Raw genomic sequence first — 18,922 nt, forward strand, 5'->3', positions numbered from 1 at the left:
AGGACGGCGCCGATGCCGCTGCGCAGTACCGCCCGCACCAGCCTCGTCGAGCTGGTCATCGAGCAGATGGAGCGGCTGATCGCCGACGGCGAGTGGCCGGTCGGCGCGAAGATCCCCGCCGAGCCGGTGCTGGTCGAGCAGTTGGACGTCGGCCGGAACACCGTCCGCGAGGCGGTCCGCGCCCTGGTGCACACCGGAATGCTGGAGCCGCGGCAGGGCGACGGGACCTACGTCCGGGCCCGCAGCGGCTTCGGCGCGGCGGTCCAGCGCCGGCTGCGCCGGGCCGCCAACTTGGAGGCGTACGAGGTCCGTTCGTGCCTGGAGCGCGATGCCGCCCGTTATGCGGCCGAGCGCCGCACGGACGAGGACCTGACCGCGCTGCGGGAGGCGCTGGCGGTGCGCGGCCGGGCCTGGGACACCGGCGACGCGGCCCGGTTCGTGGAGGCGGACATGCGCTTCCACCGGGCGGTCGCGGCCGCCGCGCACAACGGCCTGCTGGCCGAGTTGTACGAGCAGTTCAGCGACGCGCTGCGGGAGGCGCTGGCGGCCGTGGTCGACACGCCGCTGCTGCCCGACGCGGTCCGGCACCAGTTCGACGCGCACGCCGCGATCGTCGACGCCATCGAGGCGCGGGACCCGGACGCCGCCGAGCGGGCGGCGCTGACGCACCTCGCGGAGGCGGCGCAGGTGCTGCGCGAGGCGCCCGCCGAACCGGCCCAGAAGACCAAGACCGCCGGTGCCACCAACGGGACGGCCCGGAACGACGGGACACAGGAGGAAGCCCAGTCATGACCCAAGGACCGCCGACGGAGATATCCGAGGCGCGGCCGGCCGCCGGGCCGACGACCGCGCCCGGAGGGGGCCCCGCGCCCACCGGCACCACCGGCCGCCGCGCCCTCTATCTCGGCCTCGGCGTCGTCCTGTTGGCGCTGAACCTGCGCCCGGCGCTGGTCGCGGTCTCCCCGTTGGTCGGCACCATCCGCACCGAGAGCGGGATGTCGGCGGCCGCCACCAGCCTGCTGACCGCGCTGCCGCTGCTCTGCTTCGGACTGCTGGCACCGGTCGCGCCGCGGCTGGGCCGACGCTTCGGGATGGAGCGGTCGCTGCTGGCCACCATGGCGCTGATCTGCCTGGGCACCGGGCTGCGGCTGCTGGACTCGGTGGTGGCGCTGTTCGCCGGGACGGTGGTGATCGGCGCCGGCATCGCCGTCGCCAACGTCCTGCTGCCCGGCCTGATCAAGCGGGACTTCCCGGCCAGGGCCGGCCTGATGACCGGGCTGTACTCGATGTCGCTGTTCGGCGGCGCGGCGCTGGCGGCCGGCATCACCGTCCCCGTGCAGCAGGCCGCGGGGCTCAGTTGGCAGGCCACGCTGGCCTGTTGGGGCGCGCTGGCGCTGCTCGCGCTGGTGGTCTGGCTGCCGCAGATCCGCACCCGCACCGACGTCTCCGAGGCCGCCGCCCGGCAGGCCGCCCACCCGGTGCGCGGGCTGTGGCGCTCCCCGCTGGCCTGGCAGGTCACCGGCTTCATGGGGCTGCAGTCGCTGAGCTACTACGCGGCCGCCGCCTGGCTGCCGACGGTCTTCGAGGACGCCGGGATGAGCGCGGGCGACGCCGGCTGGATGCTGTCGTTCTCCTCGCTGTTGGGGATCGCCGGCTCGTTTCTGGCGCCGGTGATCGTCGGCCGCCGGCTGAGGGCCGGCACCCTGGCGGCGCTGGGCGCGGTGCTGTGCGCGGCGGGCTTCGTCGGGGTCTGGGCGGCGCCGGTCGGCGGCGCGTACCTGTGGATGACGCTGCTCGGCCTCGGCCAGGGCGCGGCGATCAGCCTGGCGCTGCTGTTCATCGTCCAGCGCGCCCCGGACACCCGGCACGCCGCCCAACTCTCCAGCATGGCCCAGTGCTTCGGCTACATCCTCGCCGCCACCGGCCCGGCGGTGCTGGGCGCGGTGCACGACGCCTCGGGCTCCTGGACGGTGCCGCTGGCGGTGCTGCTGGTGCTGCTGGTCCCGCAGGTGGCGATGGGACTCGGCGCCGCCCGGCCGCAGCACGTCGCGGGGCGATGAACGGAAGGGGCGGCCGAACGGCCGTCCCCGACGGGCCCGTTGGGCCCCGCGCAGATCCCCCGGAGGCGCCCTACAACCAGCCGTTCCGCTTGAAGCCGCGGTGCATCAGCCAGCAGACCCCCACCATCACGGCCATCACCAGCGGATAGCCGAAGGTCCAGTTCTTCTCCGGCATGTACGCGAAGTTCATGCCGTAGACGCCGGTGACCATGGTGGGGACGGCCAGGATCGCCGCCCAGGCGGACATCCGGCGCATCGCCTCGTTCTGGGCGTTGGCGACCTGGGCGAGGTGCGCCTGGAGTATCGAGTTGAGCAGTTCGTCGAAGCCGGTGATCTGCTCCCGGACCCGGTCGAGGTGGTCCGCGACGTCCCGGAAGTAGGTCTTGATCCGGGGGTCGATGTGCTGCGGCGAGCGGGTGGCGAGCTCCTGGAGGGGGCGGTCCAACGGGGTCACCGCCCGCTTGAAGTCCAGTAGCTCGCGCTTGAGTTGGTAGATCCGGCCGGCGCCGCGGCTGCCCCGGACCGAGAAGACCTCGCTCTCGACGTCGTCGATGTCGTCCTGGACGGCGGCGGCGACGTCGAGGTAGTCGTCCACGACGAGGTCGGCGATGGCGTGCAACACGGCCGACGGGCCGAGCGCGAGCTGCCCGGGCTCGCGCTCCAGTTGCTCGCGCAGCGGGCCCAACGAGCCGTGGCCGCCGTGCCGCACGGTGATCACGAAGTCGGCGCCGGTGAAGACCATGATCTCGCCGGTGTCGACGACCTCGCTGGTGTCGGTGAGTTGGTCGTGTTCCACATAGCGCACGGTCTTGAAGACCGTGAACAGCGAGTCGTCGTAGTGCTCCAGCTTGGGGCGCTGATGGGCGTGGACCGCGTCCTCGACGGCGAGCGGGTGCAGCCCGAACAGCTCGACGATGCCGGCGAACTCCACCTCGGACGGCTCGTGCAGCCCGATCCAGACGAAGCCGTCACCGGTCCGCCGGACCTGCCGGATCGCCTCGTCGGCCGGTCGGTGACCGTCCTGGCGCACCCCGCCGACGTAGACCGCGCAGTTCACCACGGCGGTGCCCAGCGGCGAGCGCGCGGGGTGGCTGAGGTCCACCGCGCCGCGACGCGGCTGCGGCAGCCGGACGGCCTTGCGGAGGTTGCTGATCATCGACACCGGGTCAGTATCGCCCGTGGGCGCGCGCCGACGGTATGTCGGCCGCCTGATTTTGCGCACTCCGCACCGGCCCGTGGTGGACTCCGTGCCCCGCGTTTGCCCCGCGTGCGCCCCGCGCGCCGGCGGGCCCCGGTGCGCGGTCTGCCGCCACCGCGCACCGTCCCGAAAAGCCCTGAACCCCTGGCGCCCTAGGACAGTATCCGTCCTACTTCCTCCCTCATCATCGTTCCCATGAGTGAGACGTCGGCACGCCTGCTGAATCTGCTGTCCCTGCTCCAGACGCCCCGGGAGTGGCCCGGCCGGGAGTTGGCCGAGCGGCTGCGGGTCACCACCCGCACCATCCGCCGCGACATCGAGCGGCTGCGCGAGCTGGGGTATCCGGTGCACGCCACGCTGGGCGCCGACGGCGGCTACCGGCTGGCCGCCGGCACCGCCATGCCGCCGCTGCTGCTGGACGACGAGGAGGCGGTGGCCATCGCGGTGGGCCTGCGCTCGACCGCCGGGCACACCCTCGTCGGCATCGAGGAGGCGTCGGTGCGGGCGCTGGCCAAACTGGAGCAGGTGCTCCCGGCCCGGCTGCGGCGCCGGGTCAGTACCCTGGGCACCGCCACCGTCCCGATGCCCGGCGGCGACGGCCCGACCGTCGACCCGGAGCACCTGACGGTGCTGGCCGCGGCGATCGCCAACCACGAGCGGGTGCGCTTCCGTTACCGGGTGCACGCGGGCGAGCCGAGCCGGCGCCTGGTGGAGCCGCACCGCCTGGTCGCGGCAGGCCGCCGCTGGTACCTGGTCGGGTACGACAACGACCGCGACGACTGGCGGATCTTCCGGGTGGACCGGCTGGCCGAGCCGTTCGCCACCGGGGTGCGGACCCCGCCGCGCGAGCTGCCGGCGGCCGACGCCGGGACGTACGTCCGGGAGCGGATGCGCGGGCTCACGGCCGGGTACCGGGCGGTGGCGACGGTGCGGGGGCCGGCGGCGGAGGTGGCCGCGCGGCTCGGCGGGCCGGCGGTGGGCGAGGTCACCCCGCTCGACGCGGGCAGCTGCCGCTGGCGCAGCACGCCGGATTCGCTGGAGTGGCTGGCGATGCGACTGATGCTGCTGGGCTTCGAGTTCACGGTCCATGAGCCAGCCGAGCTGACCGCCTACGTGCGGGACCTGGGCGGCCGGGCGGTGCGGGCGGCAGGGGCCGGGGCGACGGACGACGCGGCGGGGCCGAGCGGCGGGAATACCCCAGGGGGGTAAGGTGTTGGTCGGGATCGACGGAGGGCGGTCGCCACGCCGGCCGCCACCGGTGTCCCACGGCCCCGCGAACAGGAGGAACAGCCGTCATGACCACCGCGATCGACGGGCCCGTCGTCGAGCTGGAGATCGGCGGGATGACCTGCGCCTCGTGCGCGGCCCGCGTCGAGAAGAAGCTCAACCGCATGGACGGGGTCACCGCCACCGTCAACTACGCCACCGAGAAGGCGCAGGTGACGCTCGCGGAGGGCAGCGGCGTGGCCACCGCCGACCTGATCGCCACCGTGGAGCGGACCGGCTACACCGCCACCGTCCCCGAGCCGCCCGCCCCGGAGCCGTCCGCCGAGGACGCCGGCGACGGCCCGGCCCCGGCGGACGACGGCCCGCTCGCCGCCCTCCGGCAGCGCCTCGCGGTCTCCCTGGCGCTCGCCGTCCCGGTGGTCCTGATGGCGATGGTCCCCGCGCTGCAGTTCGCCAACTGGCAGTGGCTCTCGCTGACTTTGACCGCCCCCGTGGTGGTGTACGGGGCGTGGCCCTTCCACCGCGCCGCCTGGACCAACCTCCGGCACGGCGCGGCCACCATGGACACCCTGATCTCCCTGGGCACCCTCGCCGCCTTCGGCTGGTCGCTGTGGGCGCTGTTCTTCGGGACGGCGGGCACGCCCGGGATGACCCACCCCTTCGCGCTGACGCTGTCCCGTACGGACGGCGGCGACGCCCTCTACCTGGAGACCGCGGCCGGCGTCACCACCTTCATCCTGGCCGGCCGTTACTTCGAGGCCCGCGCCAAGCGCCGGGCCGGCGCCGCGCTGCGCGCCCTGATGGAGCTGGGCGCGAAGGACGTCGCCGTCCTCCGGGCCGGCCGCGAGGTGCGCGTCCCGGTGGGTCAACTGGCCGTCGGCGACCGCTTCGTGGTCCGTCCCGGGGAGAAGATCGCCACCGACGGGCGGGTGGTGGAGGGCTCCTCCGCCGTGGACGCCGCGCTGCTGACCGGGGAGTCGGCGCCCGTGGAGGTGGCCCCCGGCGACACCGTCACCGGCGCCACCGTCAACGCCGGCGGCCGGCTGGTCGTCGAGGCCACCCGGATCGGCGCGGACACCCAACTCGCTCGTATGGCCAAGCTGGTGACGGACGCGCAGAACGGCAAGGCGGCGGCCCAGCGGCTCGCCGACAAGATCTCCGCGGTCTTCGTCCCGGTCGTCATCGCGCTCGCCCTGGGCACCCTCGCCGGCTGGCTCGCCACCGGGCACGGCGCGGTGGCCGCCTTCACCGCGGCGGTCGCGGTGCTGATCATCGCCTGCCCGTGCGCGCTGGGCCTGGCGACCCCGACGGCGCTGATGGTCGGCACCGGCCGCGGCGCCCAGCTCGGCATCCTCCTCAAGGGCCCGGAAGTCCTGGAGACCACCCGCACCGTCGACACCGTCCTCCTGGACAAGACCGGCACCGTCACCACCGGCGCGATGGCCCTGACCGACGTGCACCTGGCCGACGGCGTGACCCGCGCGCAGGCGCTGCGGCTGGCCGGCGCGCTGGAGCACTCCTCCGAGCACCCCATCGCCCGGGCCGTCGCCGGCGCCGCCCAGGAGGCCGAGCCCTCCGGCGCCCTCCCGGTGCCCGAGGACTTCGCCGGCGTCCCCGGCCTCGGGGTCCGCGGCACCGTCGAGGGGCACGCCGTCCTCGTCGGCCGGGAGCGGCTGCTGGCCGACCGCGGTCAGCCGCTGCCGCCCGCGCTGGCCGCCGCCAAGGACGCGGCCGAGCGGGCCGGGCGCACCGCGATCGCGGTCGGCTGGGACGGCGCCGCCCGCGCCGTGCTGGTGGTCTCCGACGCGGTCCGGCCCACCAGCGCCGAGGCGGTCCGCCGACTGCGCGCCCTGGGGCTGACCCCGGTCCTGCTCACCGGCGACCATCGCGCGCTCGCCGAGTCGGTCGCCGCGGAGGTCGGCATCGACGAGGTGATCGCCGAGGTGCTGCCCGAGGACAAGGTCGCCGTCGTCGAGCGCCTCCAGGCCGAGGGCCGCTCGGTCGCCATGGTCGGCGACGGCGTCAACGACGCGGCCGCGCTGGCCACCGCCGACCTCGGCCTGGCGATGGGCACCGGCACCGACGCCGCCATCGAGGCCGGCGACCTCACCCTGGTCCGCGGCGACCTGCGCACCGCAGCGGACGCCATCCGGCTGGCCCGAGCCACCCTCGGCACCATCCGCACCAACCTCTTCTGGGCGTTCGGCTACAACGTCGCCGCGCTGCCGCTGGCCGCCGCCGGCCTGCTCAACCCGATGATCGCCGGCGCCGCGATGGCCTGCTCCTCGGTCTTCGTCGTCGGCAACAGCCTCCGCCTGCGGCGCTTTCGCGCGCTGCGCTGACGCCCGCCCCGTCGCCCGCCGGCCCCGGTCGCGCCCCGCGTCCAGGGGCCGGCGGGCGTCGGAAGCCTCCAGTTCTCGCCGCCGAACGTTGGCGGTTCGCACAGCCGTCCCCCGTCGCCGACCGGCGAGACTGTCCGGGTACCACCCGCTCCACGTACCCCAGGGGACCTCATGACCGGGTCGCGCATCTTGGCCCTCGGCCATTACCAGCCCTCTCGCGTGCTCACCAACGACGACCTCGCCGGCATGGTCGACACCGACGACGCCTGGATCCGCAGCCGCGTCGGCATCCGCACCCGGCACATCGCGGCACCGGACGAGACCGTGGACGCGATGGCCGCCGCGGCCGCCGCGAAGGCACTGGCCACCGCGGGCCTCGCCGCCGCGGACATCGACCTGGTCCTGGTCGCCACCTGCACCGCCGTGGACCGCAGCCCCAACACCGCGGCCCGGGTCGCGGCCCGCCTGTGCCTGGCCTCCCCCGCCACGATGGACCTCAACGTGGTCTGCGCCGGCTTCACCCACGCCCTGGCCACCGCCGACCACGCCATCCGGGCCGGTTCGGCGACCCGCGCCCTGGTCATCGGCGCGGAGAAGTTCACCGACGTCGTCGACTGGACCGACCGCTCCACCTGCGTCCTGGTCGGGGACGGCGCCGCCGCCGCGGTGGTCACCGCCGCCGACGAACCCGGCATCAGCCCGGTGGTGTGGGGCTCGGTCCCGCAGATGGGCAACGCGGTCCGCATCGAGGGCGCCCCGCCCCGCTTCGCCCAGGAGGGCCAGACCGTCTACCGCTGGGCCACCACCCAACTCCCCGCCATCGCCCGCCAGGTGTGCGACCGGGCCGGCATCCGCCCCGAGGACCTCGCCGGCGTCGTCCTCCACCAGGCCAACCTGCGGATCATCGAGCCGGTCGCGGAGCGGATCGGCGCGGTCAACGCGGTCGTCGCCCGGGACGTCGTCGACTCCGGCAACACCTCCGCCGCCTCGGTCCCGCTCGCCCTGTCCAAGCTGGTGGAACGGCGCGAGATCCCCTCCGGTGCCCCCGTCCTGCTGTTCGCCTTCGGCGGCAACCTCTCCTACGCGGGCCAGGTCGTCGCCAGCCCCTGACGCCGCCCGGTCACCGGGTGGCCGGACGGCGTCCGCCTCGCCCGGTGCGGCTCATTCGGTGTCCTGAGGGTGCTCCTCCAGATACATCACGCCGCAGGTGCGGCAGAACGGCTGCGCCTCGGCCGTTCCCCACTTGCCGGCCGATTGGGTGGCGGCGGCCGGGGCCAGCGGCTGCCCGCACATCGCGGTCGTCGCGCCCACCCGGGTCATGTGCCACTTCCTGACCGGCGTGTCCTCGTGCGGCAGCACGCCCTCCGCATACTCAGCGCGCATCTCATGCTCCATGGCAGGTGCACCTCCTACCGCCCACCATGCGCCGCCGCCCCCGGCCCCACAACGCCAGGCCCGGGGCCGGGCGCCCGCGCGCGGGCCGCCGGCTAGAAGATCGACCAGCCGGTCAGCGTCGTGAACTGGTCCAGCGCCGCCATCCCGGCCACCGAGTTCCCCCGCGCGTCCAGCCCTGGGCTCCACACGCACAGCGTGCACCGCCCCGGTACCACGGCCACGATGCCGCCGCCCACGCCGCTCTTCGCCGGCAGCCCGACCCGGTAGGCGAACTCGCCCGCCGCGTCGTACGTCCCGCAGGTCAGCATCACGGCGTTGATCCGCTTGGCCTCGCGCGCCTCCAGCAGCCGGCTGCCGTCCGCCCGCAGCCCGTGCCGGGCCAGGAACCCGCCGGCCACCGCCAGGTCCCGGCACGTCATCTCCATCGAGCACTGCCAGAAGTAGTGCTCGATCACGCTCGGCACCGGGTTCTCCAGGTTCCCGAACGACGCCATGAAGTGGGCCAGCGCCGCGTTCCGGTCGCCGTGGTCGGCCTCGGAGTCGGCCACCGCCTGGTCGAACGCCAACTCCGGGTTCCCGCTCTCGGTCTGGAGGAACTCCAGCATCGAGGTGCTGGCATCGCCCGTCATGGTCAGCAGCCGGTCGGTCACCACCAGCGCGCCCGCGTTGATGAAAGGATTCCTCGGAATCCCGTTCTCCCACTCCAGTTGCACCAGGGAGTTGAACGGCGTCCCCGAGGGCTCCCGGCCGACCCGTTGCCAGATGTCGTCGTGGCCGTGGGACCCGGCCATCACCAGCGCCAGCGAGAACGCCTTGGAGATCGACTGCACCGAGAACGGGACCTCCCAGTCGCCGGTCCCGTAGACCTCGCCGTTGATGTCGGCTACCGCGATCCCGAACTGGTCCGGGGACACCTTCGCCAACGCCGGAATGTAGTCGGCGACGTGCCCGCGCCCCACGAACGGCCTCGCATAGGCCGCTACCTCCTCAAGAACGGCCTGGTAGTCCATAACGGACACGCTAACCCGCCCGCAGGAGCGCCCCCATCGGAGCCCCCCGTCAACGCCCCCGAGGCCCGCCCGGTCGGGACCCGGGTCGGGTGCACCGACCGGGTCACCCATGTCGCGCTCCTCGCCCACATCCCCCAGCCTGGCACGGGAACCGCACGGCCCTCCCCGCCGTTGATCCCGTAACGAATCCGACACCGGGTCGGGCCCACCGACCCGTACGCCCAGGGAGGCAGCAATGTCAGGGTTTCTCGACCGCGCCAAGGAGCAGGCCAAGCAGGGGCTGGCGCAAGGCCGGCAGAAGGTCGACGAGTTGCAGCAGCAGCGCGCCGGCAACGACCTGCTGAGGAAGCTGGGCGCCGCCTACTACGCCGAGCGCCGCGGCAGCGGCACCCCCGATGCCACCCAGAGCGCCCTGTCGGCCCTCGAAGCCCACATCAGCGCCCACGGCGACGGCTTCCTGCACGACTGACGCCCGGCCGCACCGCACCCCCGTCCCCTCCTCCCTCCCCGCTGCCGTGACCCGTTCCTCCCCCGCGCCCCAAGCGCTCCGCCCCCGCCTGCCCTCCCCTCTCCAGCCCGTCGACGACGGGCCGTTCGCCCGCCGCGGCGTCCGCCTCGTCCTCAAACGGGACGACCTCATACACCCCGCCCTCCCGGGCAACAAGTGGCGCAAGTTGGCGCCCAATCTGCGCGCCGCCACCGAGGCGGGCGACCGCGCGCTGCTCACCTTCGGGGGCGCGTACTCCAACCACCTGCGCGCCACGGCAGCGGCCGGCCGGCTCCTGGGGTTCGACACCATCGGCGTGGTCCGCGGCGACGAGTTGGCCCACGCCCCGCTCAACTGGTCCCTGGCCCGCTGCGCCGCCGACGGGATGCGCCTGCACTTCGTCGACCGCGCCACCTACCGCCGCAAGGACGACCCAGGCGTCCTGGCCGCCCTCCGGGACCGTTTCGGCGCCTTCCGCCTGATACCGGAGGGCGGCAGCAACTCCCTTGCCGCGCAGGGCTGTACGGAGCTGGGCCGAGAGCTGCGCGGGCACGCCGACGCGGTCGCGGTGGCGTGCGGGACCGGCGGCACCCTGGCCGGGCTCGCCGCCGGCCTCGGGCCCGGGCAGCGCGCGCTGGGCGTCCCGGTCCTCAAGGGCGGCAGCCCGCACTTCCTGCACGAGACGGTCGCGGACCTCCAGCGCGCGGCCTTCGGCGGGCCGCGCGGCGACTGGACGCTGGCGGAGGGCTTCGACTTCGGCGGCTACGCCCGCCGCACCCCCGAACTCGACGCGTTCACCGAGGCGTTCGAGGCGCGGCACGGCCTGCCCGTCGAGCGGGTCTACGTCGCCAAGCTGCTGTTCGCGCTGACGGCCCTGGTCGAGCGGGGCGCCTTCCCGTCCGGCAGTACCGTCGTCGCCGTCGTCACCGGGACCGGGTAGCCGCCCCGCCGCCCACGGGACGGGTCATGAGGCGCCCTCCCGGTAGGCCGCCGCCTCCTCCAGGTCCAGCCGGCGCAGCAGCGTCCGCATCATCTCGTCGTCGATGCTCCGCGCGTCCCGCAGTTCGACGAAGACCCGCCGCTCGGCGTCGATCATCTCCCGGGCCAGCCGCCGGTAGGTGTCGTCGGCGGACTCCCCGGTCACCTCGTTCACCGCGCCCAGCCGCTCCCACACCGCGTTGCGGCGCCGCTCCAGGACCGTGCGCAGCCGGTCGACGAGCGGCCCCGGCAGGGCGTTGCGCTCGTCCTGGAGCAGGGCGTCGAGGCGGTCCTCGGCGGCCCGGGACGCCTCGTTCTGGGCCTGTGCCTCGGCCAGCGTCTCGGCCTGGGCGTCCCGGCCCGGCAGCCGCAGCGCCCGGATCAGCGGCGGCAGCGTCAGCCCCTGGACGACCAGGGTGGCGATGACGGTGGTGAAGGTCAGGAAGAGCACGAGGTTGCGGGCCGGGAAGGGGCCGCCGGCCTGCACCGTCGCGGGGATGGAGAAGGCGATGGCCAGCGAGACCACCCCGCGCATCCCGGCCCAGCCGACGATGACCGGTGCCCGCCAGGTGGTGTCCGGTTCCCGGGTCCTGATCCGGGCCGAGAGCAGCCGCGGCAGGTACGTGGCGGGGAAGACCCACAGGAAGCGCGCCAGCACCACGACGGCGAACACCACCGCCGCGTACCCGAGCGCCTGCGCGGTGCTGAACTTCCCCAGTCCCCGCAGCACGACCGGCAGTTGGAGCCCGATCAGCGCGAAGACCGCGGACTCCAACACGAAGGAGACCATCTTCCAGACCGCCTCCTCCTGGAGCCGGGTCTCGAAGTCCACCTGCCAGGAACGGTGGCCCAGGTAGAGGCCGACCACCACGACGGCCAACACCCCGGAGGCCCCGACCTGTTCGGCGGCGGCGTACGCGGTGAACGGGATGAGCAGCGAGAGGGTGTTCTCCAGGAGCGCCGATTCCCGCAGCCGGCAGCGGAGCCAGTGCAGCGGCACCATCAGGACGACGCCGATGCCGATGCCCCCGAGGGAGGCCACGGTGAACTCCCTCAGGCCGGCGCCCCAGGTGGCGCTCGCCCCCACGGCGGCGGCCAGCGCCACCTTGTACGCGGTGATCGCGGTGGCGTCGTTGACCAGCGATTCGCCCTGGAGGATCGTCGTGATCCGGTGCGGCAGCCCCAGCTTGCGGGCGATCGCGGTGGCCGCGACGGCGTCCGGCGGGGCGACGACGGCGCCCAGGACGAGCGCGGCGGTCAGCGGCAGGTCCGGCACGAGCAGGTACGCCGCGTACCCGACGGCCAGCGTCGCGAACAGCACATAGCCGACCGAGAGCAGCGCCACCGGCCGGAGGTTGGCCCGCAGGTCCAGGTAGGAGCTGTCCAGCGCGGCGGTGTGCAGCAACGGGGGCAGCAGCAGCGGGAGTACGACATGCGGGTCGAGGGTGTAATCCGGGACGCCGGGGATGAACGCGGCGCCGAGCCCCGCGGTGACCAACAGCAGCGGCGCCGGCACCGGCGTCCTTCGCGCCAGCCCGGCGATCCCCGCGCTGCCCGCGACCAGCAGCAACAGCGGCATCACGTTCACAACCGCACCGTCCCCACACTCCCCCGCCGGCCGTCCCGGCGATCTAACCTGGCCATCATGAGCGAGTGCACGCACGTTCCCGAACTGCCGCGCGCCGAGCCGGCGCCGCTGAGCGAGACCTGCCTGGAGTGCCTGGCCGTGGGCAGCCACCCGGTGCAGTTGCGGCTGTGCCTGGTGTGCGGGCACGTCGGCTGCTGCGACTCCTCCCCGTACCGGCACGCCACCGGCCACTACGAGGAGACCGGCCACGCGGTGATGCGGTCGTTCGAGCCGGGCGCGTCCTGGCGGTGGTGCTTCGTGGACGAGGCGCTGGTCTGAGGGTCACCGGCGGTCGGCGGCGGGTACCGCCGTGGGGCCCCTCAGGGCCCCGGTCTAGCCTTGCCGCATGATCCGCGCAGCGACCCCCGACGACGTCCCCGTCATCCTCGCCATGATCGGCGAACTGGCCGCCTACGAACGCACCCCCGAGGCCGCGCAGGCCACCGAACCGCAGTTGAAGGAGGCGCTGTTCGGCGCGCAGCCGGCGGCCTTCGCACTGATCGCCGAGGACGCCGGCGAGCCGGTCGGCTTCGCCCTGTGGTTCCGGAACTTCTCGACCTGGACGGGCACGCACGGTGTCTATCTGGAGGACCTGTACGTGCGCCCCGAGGCGCGCGGCGGCGGCCACGGCAAGGCGCTGCTGGCGGCCCTCGCACGGATCTGCGTGGAGCGCGGCTACCAGCGTTTCGAGTGGTCGGTCCTGGATTGGAACGAACCGTCCATCGGTTTTTACCGGTCCATCGGCGCCCGGCCCATGGACGAATGGACGGTCTTCCGGCTCACTGGAGATGCGCTCCAGTCGCTCGCGGAGACCGCGCCCGCCAACGGAGCGTAATCGGCCGCGATTTGACGACGCCGACCCCTACCACTGTCCGTGCCTGAAGTTTTACACTCAGTAACAGATGCGCCGTCGGCGAGCCGGGCGTCGCTGTCCGGACGGGCGCCCTGCTCCTTCCGGGCGACACCGGCCCGCGGATCGCGATAGCGTCACAGCCGAACCACGAGCCGCGCCGATCGTTCTCCCGTCGGGAGGGCCACCGGCACGGATACCCCGCAAGAACGTGAAGCACGCCAACCGCTGGTGCTTCCGCACGCATTCCAGCTTTACCAGCTTGTGCCACCTTGGAGGTGAGGGTGTCCCAGATCGCAGGCGAGCCCGGGACTCAGGACTTCGTGGAAGTCCGTCTGCCCGCTGCGGGTGCCTACCTGTCAGTGCTGCGTACCGCCACGGCCGGTCTCGCAGCCCGCTTGGACTTCACCCTCGACGAAATCGAGGATCTGCGCATCGCGGTGGACGAGGCCTGCGCGATCCTGCTGCAACAGGCCGTCCCCGGCAGCGTGCTGAGCTGCGTCTTCCGGCTCATCGACGACGCGCTGCAGGTGACGGTCTCGGCCCCGACGACCGACGGCCGCGCTCCCGAGCGCGACACCTTCGCCTGGACGGTGCTCTCCGCACTGGCCGGCAAGGTCGACTCCAGCGTTGCCGAGGACCGTACGGTCACCATCAGTCTGTACAAGGAGCGCGGCGCCGGTCCCGGACCGTCATGACCGAACAGGGGGCCCCGTGAAAGATGTCGAACGCGGCGCGAGGATGGCGGCGGGCGCGGTCATCCCCGGGCAGCACGCCCGGCCGCATCCGGTGGGTGGGGACGACCACGGCGTCCGGTTGGACGCGGCGGAGCAGGCAGAGCGGGCGGACCACATGGACCACAGCGAGCAGCAGGGCCGGCAGGCCGACCGGCAGGATCCGCCGGCCGCCGGCGGCCGGCCCCAGGAACGACAGTCCCCGGGGCCGGAGGATCCGCACGACCGCAGCGGCGCCCGCGCGCTCTTCTACGAGCTGCGCGAGCTGCCCGCCGGCTCCCCGGAGCACGCGGAGCTGCGCAACACCCTCGTGCGGATGCACCTGCCGCTGGTCGAGCACCTGGCCCGGCGGTTCCGCAACCGCGGTGAGCCGCTCGACGACCTGACCCAGGTCGCCACGATCGGTCTGATCAAGTCGGTGGACCGGTTCGACCCGGAGCGCGGCGTGGAGTTCTCCACGTACGCCACGCCCACCGTCGTCGGCGAGATCAAGCGGCACTTCCGCGACAAGGGTTGGGCGGTCCGCGTCCCGCGCCGCCTCCAGGAGCTGCGGCTGTCGCTGACCACCGCGACCGCCGAGCTGTCCCAGCGGCACGGCCGCGCGCCCACGGTCCACGAGTTGGCCGAGCACCTGGGGATCTCCGAGGAGGAGGTCCTGGAGGGCCTGGAGTCGGCGAACGCGTACAGCACCCTGTCGCTGGACGTCCCGGACACCGACGACGAGTCCCCGGCGGTCGCCGACACCCTCGGCGCGGAGGACGAGGCGCTGGAGGGCGTGGAGTACCGCGAGTCCCTCAAGCCGCTGCTGGAGGACCTCCCGCCGCGCGAGAAGAAGATCCTGCTGCTGCGGTTCTTCGGCAACATGACCCAGTCGCAGATCGCCCAGGAGGTCGGCATCTCCCAGATGCACGTCTCCCGTCTGCTGGCCCGCACCCTGGCCCAACTCCGCGACAAGCTCCTGGTGGAGGAGTAGCCCCACCCACCCCGTCCCGTCCCCCGCCGCCGATGCCGCTCCGGCGCCCCACCCCGACGGGGCGCGGCACGGGAATACCACCCCGCCCCAACACCGTTGTGGCCCCGCAGGGGGCGGCGACGTCCCCTACGGGATCCGTTCGCCCCTCCCTTACGGGGCCACTCGCGCGTTCACGGCGCATCCGTCCACGGGGCCATCTCCGCGCTCTTGGGCCGTCGTTGGGCCTACGGCGTCTCCCGCGGGCCGATGCCCAGCGCCGTGGTCGCCGTCGGGTTGACCAGCAGGACGAGCACGACGATCGCCGCCACCGCCAGCGCGGCACCGGCGGCGATCAGCGCGCCGCCGCCCTTGACGAGGGTCCAGGCGACCGGCAGGGCCACGATCTGGGTGATCAGCGAGGGCCCCCGGCTCCACCGGCGGCGGAGCCACAGCCCGCGCGCGGCGACCAGCGGGAGCACCGCCAGCGCCAGGATGGTCACCCCGCCCATCTCCGCCTGCTGCGGGCTGTCGGGCGCCCCGATCAGCCCGTTGATCAGCATGTAGGCGCCGAGGGCGGCCAGCGCCAGCCCCTCGACGGCGGTGAGCGCCGCGGCGGCGCTCAGCCGGGCGGGACGCGGGCCCTCCGGCTCGGACACCGCGGGGGCGCCGGCGGCTCGCTTCGGGGACTGCTTCTGCTGACTGGTCACCCCAGCAGGGTAGCGCCGGGCCCCGGCCGGACCGCCGGTCGCCCGGAGCGTGGACAGGAGTGAGGCCGGTACCGGCAGGTAGGTACGCTGCTGCATATGCGCGCACTTCTCGTGGTCAATCCCGCAGCAACCACCACCAGTGCCCGCACCCGTGAGGTACTCACCCACGCGCTGGCCAGCGACCTCAAGCTGGAGGTCGCCGAGACGCGGTACCGCGGACACGCCCGCGACCTGGCCCGGGAGGCCGCCGAGGGCGGGGAGACCGACCTGGTGGTGGCGCTCGGCGGCGACGGCACGGTCAACGAGGTCGTCAACGGCCTGCTGACCACCGGCCCCGACCCGGACTCGCACCCCCGGCTCGCCGTGGTCCCCGGCGGCTCCACCAACGTCTTCGCCCGCGCCCTGGGCCTCCCCAACGACGTCGTGGAGGCCACCGGCGCCCTGCTGGACGCGCTGCGCGACAAGAGCGAGCGCACGGTCGGCCTGGGCCTCGCCGCGGGCACCGTCGGCAGCCCGGACGAGGGGGTGCCGGCCCGGTGGTTCACCTTCTGCGCCGGCTTCGGCTTCGACGCGGGCGTGGTCGGCCGGGTCGAGCAGCAGCGCGAGCGCGGCAAGCGGTCCACCCACTCCCTGTACGTGCGCCAGGTCGTCCGGCAGTTCCTGGGCGAGGCCAACCGCCGGCAGGGCACCATCACACTCGAACGACCGGGCGCGGAGCCGGGCACCACGGAGGTCACCGAGAACCTCGCGATGTCCATAATCTGCAACACCGCCCCCTGGTCGTACCTGGGCAACCGCCCGATCTACCCCTCCCCCGAGGCGTCCTTCGACACCGCCCTGGACCTCTTCGCGCTGGACAAGTTCTCGGTGCCGGCGGTGACCCGCTACGGTTCCCAACTCCTCGCCTCCACGCCGGATCGCGGCCCACGCGGCAAGCACGTCCTCTCGCTCCACGACCTCACCGACTTCACCTTGCATTCGCAGGTTCCCCTGCCGTTTCAGATGGACGGTGACCATCTGGGACTGCGGACGAGTGTGACGTTCACAGGCGTACGCCGTGCACTGCGTGTGATTGTGTGAGCAGTAGGGCCTAAAGTCCTTTCACTCGAACGTTTAGACTGGCCTCCACCCCCTGGAATGACGGCTGTGAGCTAGGCGACACCAAGGAATCAAAAAAAAGTTTCCGGAAGGGGTTGTATCCGTCGCCGAGGTTTGCGAGTCTCTTCATGGCGATCGGGACGGCCGCTTTACCGGCCCCCTTGAGAGCCCGAATCCTCCTCCTCATTCCACAGGACCGCACCAGTCGTTGACTGGCTTTCGGCCCTTCCCTTGTGGAGGGATTCGTGAAAGCGTTCACATTCACAAGCAACGTTCCCGTCACACGAGGAGATGGAGCAGCCATGGACTGGCGTCACCGCGCCGTTTGCCGCGAAGAAGACCCCGAGCTCTTCTTCCCTATCGGCAACACCGGTCCCGCGCTGCTGCAGATCGAGGAAGCCAAGGCCGTCTGCCGCCGCTGCCCCGTCATGGAGCAGTGCCTGCAGTGGGCGCTTGAGTCCGGTCAGGACTCGGGCGTCTGGGGTGGTCTGAGCGAGGACGAGCGCCGCGCCATGAAGCGCCGTGCGGCTCGTAACCGGGCGCGTAACGCCAGCGCCTGAGCCGACCTCCCCGTGGCCCCCGAGCCGCAGCGCGCAGTACCTTCGATGCCCGCCCGGAGTTGAAGACCCGGTCGATACCGCATCACCACAGCTTTGAGCCCCGGACCGGGATCGGTCCGGGGCTTGTTGCTGTGTCGGGGCGGCGACGAGCGGCGGCCCGCGCGCCCGCTGCTCAGTGCTTCTTGTCGGCCCGCACGGGGATGTCGAGGAGCACCTGGGTGCCGCCCTCGGGCCGGCGGACCATATCGAACGTTCCGCCCAACTCCCCCTCCACCAGGGTCCGTACGATCTGCAGCCCCAGGTTTCCGGCGCGCTGCGGATCGAAACCCTCGGGCAGTCCGCGGCCGTTGTCCTGGACGGTGACCAGCAGTCGGGGCTCGGTGCGGCTGCCGCCGCGCACCGCGGCGACCTCGACGGCGCCGTGCTGCACCTGCTCGAAGGCGTGTTCCAGGGCGTTTTGGAGCACCTCGGTGAGCACCATCGACAGCGGCGTGGCCACCTCGGCGTCCAGGATGCCGAAGCGTCCGGTGCGGCGGGTGGCCACCTTCCCGGGCGCGATCTCCGCGACCATGGCCAGCACCCGGTCGACGATCTCGTCGAACTCCACCCGCTCGTCGAGGGTCTGGGAGAGCGTCTCGTGCACGATCGCGATCGAACCGACCCTGCGCACCGCCTCGTTGAGGGCCTCGCGGCCCTGCTCGGAATCCATCCGGCGGGACTGCAGCCGCAACAGGGCGGCTACGGTCTGGAGGTTGTTCTTCACCCGGTGGTGGATTTCCCGGATGGTGGCGTCCTTGGTGATCAGTTCCCGTTCGCGGCGCCGGAGTTCGGTGACGTCGCGCAGCAGGACGAGCGATCCGATGTGCGTCCCTTTGGGCTTGAGGGGAATGGCCCGCAATTGGATCACCCCGTCGTTGCCCTCGACCTCGAATTCCCGCGGCGCCCAGCCGCTGGCCAGTTTGACCAGCGCCTCGTCCACCGGGCCGCGGGCCGGGGCCAGTTCGGCGGTGGCCTGGCCGAGGTGGTGGCCCACGAGGTCGGCGGCGAGGCCGAGGCGGTGGTAGGCGGAGAGCGCGTTGGGGCTGGCGTACTGGACGACGCCTTCGGCGTCGAGCCGGATCAGCCCGTCGCCGGCGCGCGGCGAGGCGTCCATGTCGACCTGCTGGCCGGGGAAGGGAAACGTTCCGGCGGCGATCATCTGAGCCAGGTCGGAGGCGCTCTGGAGGTAGGTCAACTCCAGCCGGCTGGGCGTCCGTACGGTCAGCAGGTTGGTGTTCCGGGCGATCACTCCGAGGACCCGGCCCTCGCGGCGGACCGGGATGGACTCCACCCGGACCGGCACCTCCTCGCGCCACTCGGGGTCGCCCTCGCGCACGATGCGGCCCTCGTCCAACGCGGAGTCCAGCATCGGGCGACGTCCCCGGGGGACGAGGTGGCCGACCATGTCGTCCTGATAGGAGGTCGGTCCGGTGTTGGGGCGCATCTGGGCGACCGACACATAGCGGGTGCCGTCGAGGGTGGGGACCCACAGGACGAGGTCGGCGAAGGAGAGGTCGGAGAGCAACTGCCACTCCGAGACCAGCAAGTGGAGCCACTCCAGGTCGGAATCGCTCAGAGCGGTGTGCTGGCGTACGAGATCGTTCATCGAGGGCACACCTCGGAGCCTACCGGCGTACGGTATGTGTTGTGCCTGCACG

At 73.0% G+C, this 18,922-nt stretch carries 19 protein-coding genes; 13 read left to right on the forward strand and 6 right to left on the reverse strand.

Annotated features, from left to right (window positions below; all coding sequences use genetic code 11):
• Positions 1–12: 12 nt before the first annotated feature.
• Both PV796_RS13760 and PV796_RS13765 read left to right on the forward strand, forming a co-directional pair.
• A complete protein-coding gene (locus tag PV796_RS13760) occupies positions 13–792 on the forward strand; it encodes a FadR/GntR family transcriptional regulator (RefSeq protein ID WP_274913348.1) in 780 nt (259 codons plus the stop codon).
• Positions 789–2,060 (forward strand): CynX/NimT family MFS transporter, encoded by a 1,272-nt coding sequence (locus PV796_RS13765; protein WP_274913350.1) that lies wholly within the window; start codon positions 789–791, stop codon positions 2,058–2,060. The genes PV796_RS13760 and PV796_RS13765 overlap by 4 nt, the downstream gene beginning before the upstream one ends.
• Positions 2,061–2,130: 70 nt before the next feature.
• On the opposite strand, the gene corA is transcribed toward PV796_RS13765, so the two are convergent.
• Positions 2,131–3,216: a magnesium/cobalt transporter CorA gene (gene corA / locus PV796_RS13770; RefSeq protein WP_274919013.1), complete on the reverse strand. Its 1,086-nt coding sequence runs from the start codon at positions 3,214–3,216 to the stop codon at positions 2,131–2,133.
• A 237-nt stretch (positions 3,217–3,453) separates the two neighbouring features.
• Between corA and PV796_RS13775 the strand changes: the two genes are divergently transcribed.
• The 3 genes from PV796_RS13775 (at position 3,454) to PV796_RS13785 (ending at position 7,937) form a co-directional block, all read left to right on the forward strand.
• The gene (locus tag PV796_RS13775; RefSeq protein WP_274913351.1) at positions 3,454–4,467 is read left to right on the forward strand and encodes a helix-turn-helix transcriptional regulator; all 1,014 of its coding nucleotides are present in this window, start codon (positions 3,454–3,456) and stop codon (positions 4,465–4,467) included.
• 86 nt (positions 4,468–4,553) lie between these two features.
• Entirely contained in the window at positions 4,554–6,827 is a 2,274-nt protein-coding gene (locus PV796_RS13780) for a heavy metal translocating P-type ATPase (protein WP_274913352.1), read from the forward strand.
• A gap of 171 nt (positions 6,828–6,998) precedes the next feature.
• The gene (locus tag PV796_RS13785) at positions 6,999–7,937 is read left to right on the forward strand and encodes a beta-ketoacyl-ACP synthase III (protein ID WP_274913354.1); all 939 of its coding nucleotides are present in this window, start codon (positions 6,999–7,001) and stop codon (positions 7,935–7,937) included.
• Between the two features lie 51 nt (positions 7,938–7,988).
• Here PV796_RS13785 and PV796_RS13790 read toward each other — a convergent pair whose 3' ends face one another.
• Complete coding sequence (locus PV796_RS13790) at positions 7,989–8,222, reverse strand: hypothetical protein (RefSeq protein WP_274913355.1); 234 nt, start codon at positions 8,220–8,222, stop codon at positions 7,989–7,991.
• A 92-nt stretch (positions 8,223–8,314) separates the two neighbouring features.
• Entirely contained in the window at positions 8,315–9,232 is a 918-nt protein-coding gene (locus PV796_RS13795) for a glutaminase (protein WP_274913356.1), read from the reverse strand.
• Between the two features lie 235 nt (positions 9,233–9,467).
• On the opposite strand from PV796_RS13795, the gene PV796_RS13800 reads away from it, so the two are divergent.
• Both PV796_RS13800 and PV796_RS13805 read left to right on the forward strand, forming a co-directional pair.
• Positions 9,468–9,701, forward strand: coding sequence for a hypothetical protein (locus PV796_RS13800; protein WP_274913357.1), 234 nt, complete (start codon positions 9,468–9,470; stop codon positions 9,699–9,701).
• 46 nt (positions 9,702–9,747) lie between these two features.
• A complete protein-coding gene (locus PV796_RS13805; protein ID WP_274913358.1) occupies positions 9,748–10,659 on the forward strand; it encodes a 1-aminocyclopropane-1-carboxylate deaminase/D-cysteine desulfhydrase in 912 nt (303 codons plus the stop codon).
• 24 nt (positions 10,660–10,683) lie between these two features.
• On the opposite strand, the gene PV796_RS13810 is transcribed toward PV796_RS13805, so the two are convergent.
• The gene (locus PV796_RS13810; protein ID WP_446750684.1) at positions 10,684–12,276 is read right to left on the reverse strand and encodes a Na+/H+ antiporter; all 1,593 of its coding nucleotides are present in this window, start codon (positions 12,274–12,276) and stop codon (positions 10,684–10,686) included.
• Positions 12,277–12,342: 66 nt separating this feature from the next.
• Here PV796_RS13810 and PV796_RS13815 point away from each other — a divergent pair, with 66 nt between their 5' ends.
• The 4 genes from PV796_RS13815 to PV796_RS13830 all read left to right on the forward strand — a co-directional run bounded on the left by PV796_RS13815 (position 12,343) and on the right by PV796_RS13830 (position 14,881).
• Positions 12,343–12,603 (forward strand): UBP-type zinc finger domain-containing protein, encoded by a 261-nt coding sequence (locus PV796_RS13815; protein ID WP_274913361.1) that lies wholly within the window; start codon positions 12,343–12,345, stop codon positions 12,601–12,603.
• 67 nt (positions 12,604–12,670) lie between these two features.
• A complete protein-coding gene (locus PV796_RS13820) occupies positions 12,671–13,159 on the forward strand; it encodes a GNAT family N-acetyltransferase (protein ID WP_274913362.1) in 489 nt (162 codons plus the stop codon).
• 299 nt (positions 13,160–13,458) lie between these two features.
• Positions 13,459–13,872 (forward strand): anti-sigma regulatory factor, encoded by a 414-nt coding sequence (locus PV796_RS13825; protein WP_018536172.1) that lies wholly within the window; start codon positions 13,459–13,461, stop codon positions 13,870–13,872.
• A 43-nt stretch (positions 13,873–13,915) separates the two neighbouring features.
• Complete coding sequence (locus tag PV796_RS13830) at positions 13,916–14,881, forward strand: RNA polymerase sigma factor SigF (RefSeq protein WP_274919014.1); 966 nt, start codon at positions 13,916–13,918, stop codon at positions 14,879–14,881.
• 224 nt (positions 14,882–15,105) lie between these two features.
• Here PV796_RS13830 and PV796_RS13835 read toward each other — a convergent pair whose 3' ends face one another.
• Complete coding sequence (locus PV796_RS13835; protein ID WP_274919015.1) at positions 15,106–15,567, reverse strand: hypothetical protein; 462 nt, start codon at positions 15,565–15,567, stop codon at positions 15,106–15,108.
• Between the two features lie 96 nt (positions 15,568–15,663).
• Between PV796_RS13835 and PV796_RS13840 the strand changes: the two genes are divergently transcribed.
• Together PV796_RS13840 and PV796_RS13845 are read left to right on the forward strand one after the other, a co-directional pair.
• The gene (locus PV796_RS13840) at positions 15,664–16,647 is read left to right on the forward strand and encodes a diacylglycerol/lipid kinase family protein (RefSeq protein WP_274913364.1); all 984 of its coding nucleotides are present in this window, start codon (positions 15,664–15,666) and stop codon (positions 16,645–16,647) included.
• A gap of 320 nt (positions 16,648–16,967) precedes the next feature.
• On the forward strand, positions 16,968–17,225 hold the full coding sequence (locus PV796_RS13845; RefSeq protein ID WP_003983230.1) for a WhiB family transcriptional regulator: 258 nt from the start codon (positions 16,968–16,970) through the stop codon (positions 17,223–17,225).
• Between the two features lie 172 nt (positions 17,226–17,397).
• Here PV796_RS13845 and PV796_RS13850 read toward each other — a convergent pair whose 3' ends face one another.
• Positions 17,398–18,870 carry a sensor histidine kinase gene (locus PV796_RS13850; protein ID WP_274913365.1) on the reverse strand — a complete coding sequence of 491 codons (1,473 nt, stop codon included), beginning with the start codon at positions 18,868–18,870 and terminating at the stop codon, positions 17,398–17,400.
• Positions 18,871–18,922 lie beyond the last annotated feature (52 nt).

The organism is Streptomyces sp. WZ-12 (assembly GCF_028898845.1).
Taxonomy (GTDB): Bacteria; Actinomycetota; Actinomycetes; order Streptomycetales; family Streptomycetaceae; genus Streptomyces.